This is a genomic window from Pantoea jilinensis (assembly GCF_019104105.1).
Taxonomy (GTDB): Bacteria; Pseudomonadota; Gammaproteobacteria; order Enterobacterales; family Enterobacteriaceae; genus Pantoea; species Pantoea eucalypti.
Genome location: NZ_CP077746.1, coordinates 888,538 through 902,222 on the forward strand (window position 1 = coordinate 888,538; position 13,685 = coordinate 902,222).

At 57.0% G+C, this 13,685-nt stretch carries 9 protein-coding genes; 7 read left to right on the forward strand and 2 right to left on the reverse strand.

Annotated features, from left to right (window positions below; genetic code table 11):
- Positions 1-5 precede the first annotated feature (5 nt).
- The gene (gene mutS / locus KTJ90_RS04225; RefSeq protein WP_033761582.1) at positions 6-2,567 is read right to left on the reverse strand and encodes a DNA mismatch repair protein MutS; all 2,562 of its coding nucleotides are present in this window, start codon (positions 2,565-2,567) and stop codon (positions 6-8) included.
- 304 nt (positions 2,568-2,871) lie between these two features.
- On the reverse strand, positions 2,872-3,540 hold the full coding sequence (gene narL / locus KTJ90_RS04230) for a two-component system response regulator NarL (protein WP_050540861.1): 669 nt from the start codon (positions 3,538-3,540) through the stop codon (positions 2,872-2,874).
- A 295-nt stretch (positions 3,541-3,835) separates the two neighbouring features.
- Between narL and KTJ90_RS04235 the strand changes: the two genes are divergently transcribed.
- The 7 genes from KTJ90_RS04235 to KTJ90_RS04265 all read left to right on the forward strand — a co-directional run bounded on the left by KTJ90_RS04235 (position 3,836) and on the right by KTJ90_RS04265 (position 13,679).
- Positions 3,836-5,227, forward strand: coding sequence for a NarK family nitrate/nitrite MFS transporter (locus KTJ90_RS04235; RefSeq protein ID WP_192378124.1), 1,392 nt, complete (start codon positions 3,836-3,838; stop codon positions 5,225-5,227).
- Between the two features lie 101 nt (positions 5,228-5,328).
- Positions 5,329-9,090 carry a nitrate reductase subunit alpha gene (locus KTJ90_RS04240; protein ID WP_499025958.1) on the forward strand — a complete coding sequence of 1,254 codons (3,762 nt, stop codon included), beginning with the start codon at positions 5,329-5,331 and terminating at the stop codon, positions 9,088-9,090.
- Positions 9,087-10,631 carry a nitrate reductase subunit beta gene (gene narH, locus KTJ90_RS04245; RefSeq protein ID WP_003849078.1) on the forward strand — a complete coding sequence of 515 codons (1,545 nt, stop codon included), beginning with the start codon at positions 9,087-9,089 and terminating at the stop codon, positions 10,629-10,631. The genes KTJ90_RS04240 and narH overlap by 4 nt, the downstream gene beginning before the upstream one ends.
- Positions 10,628-11,356 (forward strand): nitrate reductase molybdenum cofactor assembly chaperone, encoded by a 729-nt coding sequence (narJ, locus tag KTJ90_RS04250; RefSeq protein WP_003849076.1) that lies wholly within the window; start codon positions 10,628-10,630, stop codon positions 11,354-11,356. The genes narH and narJ overlap by 4 nt, the downstream gene beginning before the upstream one ends.
- Positions 11,353-12,030 (forward strand): respiratory nitrate reductase subunit gamma, encoded by a 678-nt coding sequence (gene narI / locus KTJ90_RS04255; RefSeq protein ID WP_003849074.1) that lies wholly within the window; start codon positions 11,353-11,355, stop codon positions 12,028-12,030. Before narJ ends, narI begins: the two co-directional genes overlap by 4 nt.
- 150 nt (positions 12,031-12,180) lie before the next feature.
- Complete coding sequence (gene mltB / locus KTJ90_RS04260) at positions 12,181-13,263, forward strand: lytic murein transglycosylase B (RefSeq protein ID WP_003849072.1); 1,083 nt, start codon at positions 12,181-12,183, stop codon at positions 13,261-13,263.
- 80 nt (positions 13,264-13,343) lie between these two features.
- The gene (locus KTJ90_RS04265; RefSeq protein ID WP_003849071.1) at positions 13,344-13,679 is read left to right on the forward strand and encodes a zinc ribbon domain-containing protein YjdM; all 336 of its coding nucleotides are present in this window, start codon (positions 13,344-13,346) and stop codon (positions 13,677-13,679) included.
- Positions 13,680-13,685 lie beyond the last annotated feature (6 nt).

Sequence of the window (13,685 nt, forward strand, 5' to 3'; positions counted from 1 at the left end):
CACTGTCAGACCAGCGATTTAAGACGATAAATCCAGTCGAGCGCCTGGCGCGGTGTCAGCGTATCCGGATCCAGCGCCTCAAGCGCCTCCACGGCAGGCGAGGTCTCTTCAACCAGCAGCGGCAACTGAGAACCATCGACCGTCGATGAAGCCGAATGGTTTGAAACGTTCTCAAGTTCTTTGAGCTTATTGCGCGCCCGCTTAATCACCTCTTTAGGCACGCCCGCCAGCGCTGCTACCGCCAGACCGTAACTCTTACTCGCGGCTCCTTCCTGCACGCTGTGCATAAAGGCGATAGTGTCACCGTGCTCAACCGCATCCAGATGGACGTTGACCACGCCTTCCATTTTTTCCGGCAGGGTGGTCAGCTCAAAGTAATGGGTAGCAAACAGCGTCATTGCCTTGATGCGATTCGCCAGGTTTTCGGCGCAGGCCCAGGCCAGCGATAAACCGTCGTAGGTGGAGGTTCCGCGTCCAATCTCATCCATCAGCACCAGGCTGTTTTCGGTGGCGTTGTGCAGGATGTTGGCGGTTTCGGTCATTTCAACCATAAAGGTCGAGCGCCCGGAGGCGAGATCGTCTGCGGCACCAACACGGGTAAAGATGCGATCCAGCGGACCAATCAGCGTCTCATCAGCGGGAACAAAACTGCCGATCCATGCCATCAGCGCAATCAGTGCTGCCTGCCGCATATAGGTACTCTTACCGCCCATGTTTGGGCCGGTAATGATTAACATCCTGCGCTGGGGTGCCAGCGACAGCGGGTTGGCAATAAACGGCTCTTTCAGAACCTGTTCCACCACCGGATGGCGACCCCCGCTGATTTTAATCCCGGCTTTTTCCTGCAAGACCGGACGGCAATAGTTCAGTGACCAGGCCCGTTCCGCCAGGTTGCTCAACACATCCAGCTCTGCCAGCGCGGCAGCACTCAGCTGCAGTGCTTCAAGGTGCGGCAGCAACTGGTCGAACAGTGCCTCATACAGGCTTTTCTCCAGCGACAGCGCTTTGCCCTTCGAGGTGAGGACCTTGTCTTCGTACTCTTTCAGTTCCGGAATGATGTAGCGTTCAGCGTTTTTCAGCGTCTGACGACGGACATAGTGCATCGGAACCTGATGACTCTGTCCTCGGCTGACCTGGATGTAGTAGCCATGCACACCGTTAAAGCCGACTTTAAGGGTATCCAGTCCCAGCTTTTCGCGTTCGCGAATTTCAAGCCGGTCGAGATAGTCGGTTGCGCCATCGGCCAGCGCGCGCCACTCATCCAGCTCTGCGTTATAACCGGGCGCAATTACTCCGCCGTCACGGATCAGCACAGGCGGTGACTCAATCACCGCCTGCTCCAGCAGCTCACGTAACGCGGTGAACTCGCCCATCTGCACGCGCAGTTTCTGCAGCTGCGGTGCTTCAACATCGGCCAGCAGCTGGTTCAGTTCTGGCAGTTGCTGAAACGCATGACGCATGCGGGCCAGATCGCGCGGACGGGCTGTACGCAGCGCCAGGCGGGCCAGGATTCGCTCAAGATCGCCGACCTGACGCAGCACTGGCTGCAATACGTCGCTGAGATTTTGCAGCTCAGCAATCGACTCCTGACGCTGGTTGATGATGCGCGCATCGCGCAGCGGCATATGCAGCCAGCGCTTCAGCATCCGGCTGCCCATCGGTGTGACGGTTTTATCCAGCACGGCCGCTAAGGTGTTGTCGGTGCCGCCGGCCAGGTTCTGGGTGATCTCCAGATTACGGCGGGTGGCGGCATCCATGATGATGCTGTCCTGCTGCCGCTCCATGCTCAGCGAGCGGATATGGGGCAGCGTAGTGCGCTGGGTATCTTTGACATATTGCAGCAGGCAGCCCGCCGCACTCAGTCCGAGGTGCGCATTCTCCACGCCGAAGCCATTGAGATCGCGGGTGCCAAATTGCAGGTTCAGCTGCTGACGCGCGGTGTCGATTTCAAACTCCCACAGCGGACGGCGGCGCAGGCCACGTCGCTGATCAATCAGCGACATCGCCTGAAAATCTTCGGGGTAGAGCAGTTCAGCGGGATTGGTGCGTTGCAGCTCTGCCGCCATGGTTTCTGCATCAGCTGGTTCACTTAAGCGGAAACGGCCTGAACTGATATCCAGCGTGGCGTAGCCAAAACCGCGCGGACTTTGCACGATTGCAGCCAGCAGGTTGTCGTGCCGCTCCTGCAGCAGCGCCTCATCACTGATGGTGCCTGGCGTGACGATTCGCACCACTTTGCGCTCAACCGGGCCTTTGCTTAGTGCCGGATCGCCTATCTGCTCACAGATGGCCACGGACTCGCCCAACTGCACCAGTTTTGCCAGATAACCTTCAACCGCATGATAGGGCACGCCAGCCATCGGGATCGGTTCACCCGCTGACGCACCGCGTTTGGTGAGTGAAATCTCCAGCAGCTGAGAGGCGCGCTTTGCGTCGTCATAAAACAGCTCGTAGAAGTCACCCATACGGTAAAACAGCAGAATGTCAGGATGCTCTGCCTTGAGGCGCAGGTACTGCTGCATCATGGGTGTGTGAGAAGGAAAGTCCTTTTCGGTTGGCTCTTGCATAAGGTTTTAGCTCATCTTTAATGCGGTAAATTTCTGGCGATCAACGCCCATGAAACCGAAAGGATTCCAGGCGCGCTGGATGATCAGATGATAACGAATAGGGCAGTGCATATGCCAGCCTGATAATCACCCCGCTCCTGACCGGGTATAACCTGGCTGGCATCCTGACAAATGTGGCGGCCGCTGGCGACAGAAAAGTACCTGGTTTCCTGATTCTGATGTGGGGCTGCGAGACAGCTCGCGGTTTCTGCGACAGCTTTCGGCGGGCAGGGCGGCAACACGCCGCATCAGGGCGTGTTGCAGATCAGTGCAGCCCGTTTTGCAGCGCCCAGACGGCGGCTTCAAGTCGCGACTTAAGGTTCATTTTCTTCAGCAGATATTTGACGTGGACCTTGACCGTACTTTCACTGATGTCCAGTTTGCGGGCGATGGCTTTGTTGGTCATGCCGTCGCTGATCAGTTGCAGGATCTCGCGTTCACGGCGGGTCAGCTGATTAATGTCGCGCGTCTGACCAGGCTGCGCTTCGCGTAATCGGGCAACCAGAATCGGTGTCAACGCTTCGCTCAGCACGATCTGTCCGGCAGCCGCCTGATGCAGCGCTTTCAGCAGGTCTTCCGGTTCCATATCTTTCAGCAGATAACCATCAGCACCGCGTTTCAGCGCGCTGATCACATCCTCTTCATTATCTGAAACGCTGAATACCACCACCCGGCCAGAGAGGGCGATTTCACGCAGCTGGGTTAGCGTATCCAGTCCGTTCAGGCCTGGCATATTGAGATCAAGCAGGATCAGATCGGGATCGTGCAGCTGTGCCAGCGTCAGGCCATCAATGCCATTACCTGCTTCGGCAACGACCTGCAGTCGCTCATCCAGCGCAATCAGCTGCTTAAGTCCACTACGCAGCATGGGATGGTCATCGATCAGTAAAAGCGTAAATTTCCCGTCCGTCACTATGGCTCCTGTTCCCGTCATCTGCGTCAGCCCCGGCGGGCGACAATGCCTATCTTAACGGGGAAGTCCGGTCGCTATATACCCCTTATGGACTACTCCTTTATTTCCATTCAGACATCCCTTTGCTGACGGCGCTTGCGGCTGCCATTAAACCGTATGATTTATAAGGGTTATAAGCAGCCAGCTAACTACTTAACCGGGATGGTCAGGGATTGCCGCGCCTTTGTAACCTGCCTTGCCGTTGATTTGTATCAAGCAAGCCGCCAGGCCGGATACGCAGGATATGCACAATTATTATTCTGCTGATGAGAAATTTATGACCCAATCCGCTAATTTGCAAACTCCGATGCGCGGCGCATTAATTCAGGACTGGCAGCCGGAAAACGAGGCGTTCTGGCAGGCGCGCGGTAAGCGTATCGCCAGCCGTAACCTGTGGATTTCTGTTTTCTGCCTGTTGCAGGGTTTCTGTGTCTGGATGTTGTTCAGCACCGTCGCGGTTAACCTCAATAAAGTGGGCTTTAACTTCAGCACCGAACAGCTCTTTTTACTGACCGCACTGCCGTCGGTTTCTGGCGCCTTGCTGCGTGTTCCTTACTCTTTTGTTATTCCCATCTTTGGCGGACGCCGCTGGACAGCCTTCAGCACTGGCATCCTGATCATTCCCTGTCTGTGGCTTGGTTTTGCTGTACAGGACAGCCAGACTTCATTCACCACTTTTATGGTGATTGCTCTGCTGTGCGGTTTTGGCGGTGCTAACTTCGCTTCAAGCATGGGCAACATCAGCTTCTTCTTCCCCAAAGCCCGTCAGGGCGGCGCGCTGGGCATCAACGGCGGTCTGGGTAATCTTGGCGTCAGCGTGATGCAGTTTGTTGCACCGCTGGCCATCTCCTGCGCCATTTTTGGTTTTGCGGATACAGGCCATACCACCGTCACCGGCGACAGCATCTGGCTGGAAAATGCGGCCTGGATATGGGTGCCGTTTCTGGCACTCGGCACGCTGGCGGCCTGGTTCGGCATGAACGACCTGGCAGCGGCGAAATCCTCGCTGCGTGAACAGTTGCCGGTGCTGAAACGCCCACACCTGTGGGTTATGGCATTGCTCTATCTGGCGACCTTCGGTTCATTTATTGGGTTCTCGGCCGGTTTTGCCATGCTGGCGAAGACGCAATTCCCTGATGTTGTGATCATGCATTACGCCTTTTTCGGCCCGCTGATTGGCGCGCTGGCCCGTTCAGCAGGTGGCATCATCTCTGACCGTCTCGGCGGCACCCGCGTCACGCTGGTCAACTACATCCTGATGGCGCTGTTTACCGCGCTGCTGTTCCTCACCCTGCCGGGTGACGGACATGACGGCTCATTTATCGCCTTCTTCGCCGTATTTATGGGCCTGTTCCTGACCTCCGGTCTGGGCAGCGGCTCTACCTACCAGATGATTGCGGTGCTCTTCCGCAAGCTGACGCTGGAACGTATCAAAGCTGAAGGCGACGACGATGCGCATGCGCAGCGTGAAGCTGGAACGGAAACCTCGGCTGCGCTCGGCTTTATCTCCGCCATTGGCGCGCTGGGCGGCTTCTTTATTCCGCAGACCTTTGGCCTGTCGCTCGCGATGACCGGTTCACCCGCTGGCGCGATGAAAATCTTCCTGGTCTTTTACCTCTGCTGTATCGCAGTGACCTGGCTGGTTTACGGACGAAAAGCCCGCGCCTGATAACGATAAAGCCGGTGTGGCACACCGGCAAAATTTTCCTTTCTGTGTCACGACAGATGCAGAGTCAGCAATGTCATACAACGCCTTCAGGAGTATTCCGGATGAGCAAGTTTCTTGATCGATTTCGTTATTTTAAACAGCTGGCCGAGCCGTTTTCCGGCCAGCATGGCCAGACCTTAAACAGCAACCGCGACTGGGAAGATGGCTATCGCAGCCGCTGGCAGCACGATAAAATCGTGCGCTCCACCCACGGTGTTAACTGTACCGGCTCATGCAGCTGGAAAATCTACGTGAAAAACGGTCTGGTCACCTGGGAGACCCAGCAGACCGACTATCCACGTACCCGTCCCGATCTGCCCAACCATGAGCCGCGCGGTTGTCCACGCGGTGCAAGCTACTCCTGGTATCTCTACAGCGCTAATCGCCTGAAATATCCGCTGATGCGCAAGAAGCTGATTCAGTTGTGGCGCGACGCGAAAGCGCAGCACAGCGATCCGGTGGAGGCCTGGGCATCCATCATCAGCAATCCGGAAAAAGCAAAAAGTTATAAGCAGGCGCGTGGCCGCGGGGGCTTTGTTCGTTCCAGCTGGCAGGAAGTCAATGAGATGATCGCCGCTGCGAACATCTGCACCGCGAAAACTTACGGCCCTGACCGCATTGTCGGATTCTCGCCGATTCCGGCAATGTCGATGGTCTCTTATGCGGCAGGCGCACGTTACCTGTCGCTGATTGGTGGCACCTGCCTGAGCTTTTACGACTGGTATTGTGACCTGCCGCCAGCGTCACCGATGACCTGGGGCGAGCAGACCGACGTGCCGGAATCGGCTGACTGGTACAATTCCTCTTACATCATCGCCTGGGGCTCTAACGTGCCGCAGACCCGCACCCCGGACGCCCACTTCTTTACCGAAGTCCGTTATAAGGGAACGAAAACCGTGGCGATCACCCCGGACTACGCTGAAGTCGCGAAGCTGTGCGATCAGTGGCTGAGTCCGAAGCAGGGCACCGACAGCGCGATGGCGCTGGCAATGGGCCATGTGATGCTGAAAGAGTTTCATCTTGATCGCGAGGTTGGCTATTTCCGCGACTACGTGCGACGTTATACCGATATGCCGATGCTGGTCATGCTGGAACCGCGCGAGGGCGGCTACTTCGCAGCAGGCCGTCAGCTGCGCGCCAGCGATCTGGTGGATGGTCTGGGTCAGGAAAATAACCCGGAATGGAAAACCGTCGCAATCAACGAGGCGACCGGCGAGCTTACCGCGCCGCAGGGATCTATCGGCTTCCGCTGGGGCGAAAAAGGCAAATGGAACCTGGAGCAGCGCGACGGTCTGTCACAAAAAGAAGTGGAACTGCAGCTTAGCCTGCTCGGCAGCCACGATGAGGTGGTTGAGGTCGGTTTCCCTTACTTTGGCGGCATCACCAGTGAGCATTTCAACAGCGTCGCGCTGGATGAGATCCTGCTGCACAAACTGCCGGTGAAACGCCTGCAGCTGGCCAATGGCAGCGAAGCGCTGGTCACCAGCGTTTACGACCTGACCCTGGCAAACTATGGTCTGGATCGCGGTCTGGATGATGCCAACTGCGCGCAAAACTACGATGAGATCAAAGCCTATAGCCCGGCCTGGGCAGAGCAGATTACGGGCGTTTCCCGTCAGAACATCATCCGCATTGCCCGCGAGTTTGCCGAAAACGCCGAGAAAACCCATGGCCGCTCAATGATCATCGTCGGTGCCGGTATGAACCACTGGTATCACATGGATATGAACTACCGTGGCCTGATGAACATGCTGATTTTCTGCGGCTGCGTGGGTCAGAGCGGAGGTGGCTGGGCGCACTATGTCGGCCAGGAAAAACTCCGTCCGCAGACCGGCTGGGCCCCGCTGGCCTTTGGACTCGACTGGCAGCGTCCGCCACGTCAGATGAACAGCACCTCCTTCTTCTATAACCACTCCAGTCAGTGGCGTTATGAAACCCTGGCCACCAGCGAACTGCTGTCACCGCTGGCGGACAAAAGCCGCTACAGCGGCAGCCTGATCGACCTTAACGTACGGTCCGAACGTATGGGCTGGCTGCCGTCTGCGCCTCAGCTTAACGTCAACCCGCTGCACATCGCGGCACAGGCGAAAGCCGCCGGTCAGTCACCGCTGGATTATACCGTGGAGAGCCTGAAGCAGGGCACCATGCGGTTCGCCGCTGAACAGCCGGACGACCCGCAGAACTTCCCGCGCAACCTGTTTGTCTGGCGGTCCAATCTGCTTGGCTCTTCCGGTAAAGGGCATGAGTACATGCTGAAATACCTGCTGGGTACCGAAAACGGTATTCAGGGCAAAGATTTGGGCCAGCAGGGCCGCGTGAAGCCTGAAGAAGTTGAATGGCTGGACCAGGGCGCCGAAGGCAAACTGGATCTGGTGGTCACACTCGACTTCCGCATGTCGAGCACCTGTCTCTATTCCGACGTGGTGTTGCCTACCGCCACCTGGTATGAAAAAGACGATATGAATACCTCGGATATGCATCCGTTTATTCATCCGCTTTCGGCCGCTGTCGATCCTGCCTGGGATTCAAAAAGCGACTGGGAGATCTACAAAGGCATTGCCAAAGCTTTCTCCGATCTCTGTCCTGGCCATTTAGGCGTTGAAACTGACGTGGTTACGCTGCCGGTGTTGCATGATTCGCCAGCCGAACTGGCGCAGCCATTTGAGACTAAAGACTGGAAAAAAGGGGAGTGCGACCTGATTCCAGGCAAAACCGCGCCACACATTATGGTGGTGGAACGCGACTATCCGGCGACCTGGGCGCGTTTTACCTCGCTGGGACCGTTGCTGGATAGCCTGGGTAACGGTGGCAAAGGCATCAGCTGGAACACCAGCAAAGAAGTCGATTTCCTCAAACAGCTGAACTACGTCAAAGCGGATGGCCCGGCGGCAGGACGGCCGAATATTGATACGGCGATCGATGCAGCAGAAGTGATCCTGGCGCTGGCACCGGAAACCAATGGTCAGGTGGCGGTGAAAGCCTGGCAGGCGCTGGGCGCTATTACGGGTCGTGACCACACGCATCTGGCACTTAACAAAGAAGACGAGAAAATCCGCTTCCGCGATATCCAGGCGCAGCCGCGCAAAATTATCTCCAGCCCGACCTGGTCAGGTCTTGAAGATGAACACGTTTCTTACAACGCCTGCTACACCAACGTTCATGAGCTGATCCCGTGGCGCACCCTGAGCGGCCGTCAGCAGCTTTATCAGGATCATGAGTGGATGCGCGCCTTCGGGGAAAGCCTGATGGTCTATCGTCCGCCCATTGATACCCGCGCGGCGAAGCCGTTGCTGAACAGCAAGCCCAACGGTAATCCGGAGAAGGCGCTGAACTTCCTTACGCCACACCAGAAGTGGGGCATTCACTCAACCTACAGCGACAACCTGCTGATGCTGACGCTGTCACGTGGCGGACCCATCGTCTGGATGAGTGAAGATGACGCCCGCGAGCTGGGCATTGTGGATAACGACTGGATCGAGGCGTTCAACGCCAACGGCGCGCTGACTGCGCGTGCGGTCGTGAGCCAGCGCATCCCGGCCGGTATGACCATGATGTACCACGCCCAGGAGCGCATCGTGAATATCCCCGGCTCGGAAATCACCAGCCAGCGTGGCGGTATTCATAACTCGGTGACGCGAACCTGCCCGAAACCGACCCATATGATCGGCGGCTATGCGCAGCTCTCCTGGGGCTTTAACTACTACGGCACTGTCGGCTCCAACCGCGATGAATTCGTGGTGGTGAGAAAAATGAACAACGTTAACTGGTTAGATGGGGAAGGCAACGATGCCTGCCAGGGCAGCCAGCAGGAGGTAAAACCATGAAAATTCGCTCACAGGTTGGCATGGTGCTGAACCTCGACAAATGTATCGGCTGCCACACCTGCTCGGTGACCTGTAAAAATGTCTGGACCAGCCGCGAGGGCATGGAATACGCCTGGTTCAACAACGTCGAAAGCAAACCTGGCGTCGGCTATCCGCACGCCTGGGAAGATCAGCAGAAGTGGAAGGGCGGCTGGATCCGTAAGATCAACGGCAAGCTGGAACCGCGCATGGGCAGTCGCGTCGGCCTGCTGTCGAAGATCTTCGCCAACCCGGATGTGCCGGCGCTGGATGATTATTACGAGCCGTTCGATTTCGATTATCAGCATCTGCACACTGCGCCGGCCGGTAAACATCAGCCGATCGCACGCCCGCGTTCGCTGATCACCGGTCAGCGGATGAAAAAGATCGAAAACGGCCCGAACTGGGAAGAGATCCTCGGCGGCGAGTTTGCCAAACGCGCGCAGGATAAAAACTTCGATAACATCCAGAAGGAGATTTACGGCCAGTTTGAACACACCTTCATGATGTACCTGCCACGCCTGTGTGAGCACTGCCTTAATCCGGCATGTGTGGCGACCTGTCCTGGCGGCGCGATCTACAAGCGCGGCGAAGATGGCATCGTGCTGATCGACCAGGATAAATGTCGCGGCTGGCGCATGTGCCTGACCGGCTGTCCGTACAAGAAGATCTACTTCAACTGGAAAAGCGGCAAGTCAGAAAAATGTATTTTCTGTTATCCGCGTATCGAAGCGGGTCAGCCCACCGTCTGCTCAGAAACCTGTGTTGGCCGTATTCGCTACCTCGGCGTGCTGCTCTATGACGCTGACCGCATTGAAGAGGCTGCCGCCGCAGAAAACGAGAAAGATCTCTATCAGAGCCAGCTGGATATTTTCCTTGATCCTAATGATCCCGTGGTGATTGCGCAGGCGCTGAAAGATGGCGTCGCGCAGAGCGTGATCGACGCAGCACAGCGATCCCCGGTTTATAAAATGGCGATGGAGTGGAAGCTGGCGCTGCCGCTTCACCCTGAATACCGCACGTTGCCGATGGTCTGGTATGTGCCGCCGTTGTCACCGATTCAGTCGGTGGTGGATGGTGGGGCGCTGGCGCACACCGGCGTGCTGCCGGATGTGGAAAGCCTGCGCATTCCGGTTGAGTACCTGGCGAACCTGCTGACCGCAGGTGACACCGCACCGGTGTTGCTGGCGCTGAAACGCATGCTGGCGATGCGCCATTACAAGCGCGCAGAAAGTGTGGACGGTGAGCATGATATCCGGGCGCTGGAGCAGGTCGGTCTGACCGAAGCGCAGGCGCAGGAGATGTACCGCTATCTGGCGATCGCAAACTATGAAGATCGCTTTGTGGTGCCCTCCAGCCACCGCGAACTGGCACGTGAAGCCTTCCCGGAAAGCAAAGGCTGCGGTTTTAGCTTTGGCGATGGCTGCCACGGCAGTGACACCAAATTCAATTTGTTCAACAGCCGGCGTATTGATGCCATCGATGTCAGCAAAAAAACCAGCCGTCCCGAGGAGGCCTCATGATGACGCTGTGTGTTCTGTCACGCCTGCTGGACTACCCGGACGAGGCGTTGTTTACGCACTATCCCGACCTGATTGCGGCACTGGAAGAGGCCAGTGAACTTAACCTGCAGCAGAGCGCACGGCTGGTGCGCTTTATCCATGAGCTCTGCGCCCGGCCAATACTGGATGTGCAGGCTGATTACTGCGAGCTGTTTGATCGCGGCCGCGCCACCTCGCTGCTGCTGTTTGAACATGTACACGGGGAATCCCGCGATCGCGGTCAGGCGATGGTCGATCTGCTTGAACAGTACCGGGCCGACGGTCTGGAGCTGGACAGCAAAGAGTTGCCCGATTATCTGCCGCTTTACCTGGAATATCTCGCCTGTAAAAGCGATGAAGCCGCGCGTCAGGGGCTGGATGACATCGTGCCGATCCTGGCTTTGCTGGCTGCGCGGCTGGAAGCGCGTCAGAGTCCTTATGCTGACCTTTTCAGGGTGTTACTGACGCTATCCGGTAGCGCGGTCGATCCTGCGGCCCTCAAGCCCCAGGTGGCGCAGGAAGCGCGGGACGATACCCCGACAGCACTGGATGCGGTCTGGGAAGAGGAGCAGATTAAATTTCTCGGCGAACAGGGTTGCGCCTCGGCGCAGCAGGCGATGCATCAGCGTCGCTTCGCCGATGCGGTTGCGCCGCAGTATCTGGATATTGCCGCGGCGACGGCGCGCAGCACGGGAGAATCAGCATGAATTTTATTAACACTTTTTTCTTCGATATTTACCCCTATCTTGCCGGAACGGTCTTCCTGGTGGGGAGCTGGCTGCGCTATGACTATGGGCAGTACAGCTGGCGGGCCGGCTCCAGTCAGATGCTGGACAAAAAAGGAATGCGTCTTGCCTCTAACCTGTTCCATATCGGCATCATCGGTATCTTCTTCGGCCATATCGTCGGGATGCTGACGCCGCACTGGATGTATGAATCGTTCCTGCCAATCGACGTGAAGCAGAAGCTGGCGATGATAGCCGGAGGCCTGTTTGGTGCATTGACGCTGGCGGGTGGCGCGCTATTGCTGAAGCGCCGTCTGACCAATCCTCGGGTGCGGGCCACCAGTAGCGTCGGCGACATTCTGATCCTGACACTGCTGGTGGCTCAGGCCACGCTGGGCCTGCTGACCATTCCGTTCTCCGCTCAGCATATGGACGGCAGTGAGATGATGAAGCTGGTGGGCTGGGCTCAGGCAGTGGTGACCTTCCACGGTGGCGCGTCGCAGTATCTGGAAGGCGTGGCGTTTATCTACCGCGTGCACATGGTGCTGGGTATGACGCTGTTCCTGCTGTTCCCGTTCTGCCGACTGGTGCATATCTGGAGCGCGCCGGTTGAGTATCTGACCCGTCGTTATCAGCTGGTGAGAAACCGCCGCTAAACGCCCGATGGCTGCGGGGGAGACACCGCCCCGCAGCCCTGTTTGATCCACTGCGGCGTTGACGTTTTTTTAACATTCCGGACTGTATGTCACTGCGCTGAACGACTACTATTACCGCATCTGAATTTACCCCTCGTTTATGGATAACCGATGCGTCTCAAGTTAGCCCTCCTTGCGTTCATCCCGCTTCTGGCCTCCTGCAGCAGCAAACCTGAAGTTCCGTCCCAGCAGAAGATGCTGGCTGCACCACAGGGCGGTTTTTTACTGCAGCCGTCTCACAGCGGACAGGCGATGTTCGGCGACTTCGCCGGTAATCCGGCAGCAGAGCAATTTATCGATAAGATGGTGGAGAAGCATGACTTTGATCGTGAGCAGCTGCACAACATCATCGGTCAGGCTAAGCGACTGGATTATGTGCTGCGGCTGATGGATCGTCAGGCGCCGAGCTACACACCTGCGCCGGGGCCTAACGGTGCCTGGATCCGCTATCGCAACAAGTTTATTACGCCCGATAACGTACAAAACGGTGTGGCGTTCTGGAACCAGTATCAGGATGCGCTGCAACGTGCGCAGCAGGTCTATGGTGTGCCGCCAGAAATTATTGTCGGCATCATTGGCGTGGAAACCCGCTGGGGTCGCGTGATGGGGAAAACGCGAATCCTGGATGCGCTTGCAACCTTATCGTTTAACTATCCGCGCCGCGCCGAGTACTTCAGCAGCGAGCTGGAAACCTTCCTTCTGATGTCGCGTAAAGAGCAGGATGACCCGCTGGCACTGAAAGGGTCTTTCGCCGGGGCGATGGGCTATGGCCAGTTTATGCCGTCGTCTTACAATGATTATGCGGTTGACTTCAACGGCGACGGTCACGCAAACCTGTGGGATCCGGAGGATGCTATCGGCAGCGTGGCGCACTACTTCCAGAAGCACGGCTGGCGCAGCGGCGAAAATGTGGCGGTTCCGGCCAGCGGTCAGGCACCGATGCTGGAAGATGGCTTCAAAACCCGTTACAGCGTGAGCATGCTGGCGGCGTCAGGCCTGTCACCACAGGGCTCGCTGGACGGAAACGATCAGGTCAGTCTGCTGCGCCTCGACTTAGGCACCAGCTACCAGTACTGGTACGGCTTACCGAATTTCTATGTCATTACCCGCTACAACCACAGCACCCATTATGCGATGGCGGTGTGGCAGCTGGGTGAGGCGGTGAGCAAGGCACGGCAGGGTGGCCTGTTATAAAGGCTATCCTTGTTAACTGTAAGGTTATATGATGACGCCCTTTTTCAGGCCATACAGCCACTGATATCTCTGGAGTCGTTATGTCTTTACCTGCCTGCCCAGCTTGTCACGCCGATTACACCTGGCAAGATGGCGATAACCTCAACTGCCCCTCCTGCGGTCATATCTGGACCGAAGGAGAGGGTGACAGCAGCAACGGATCGCTGGAAGTGCGTGATGCCAATGGCAATCTGCTGGCAGATGGCGACAGCGTCACGGTGATTAAAGATCTCAAGGTGAAGGGCAGCTCCTCATCGCTGAAGATTGGTACCAAAGTGAAAAGCATCCGTCTGGTGGAAGGGGATCACAACATCGATTGTAAAATTGACGGTTTTGGTCAGATGAAATTGAAATCTGAGTTCGTGAAAAAGAACTGAGATCCG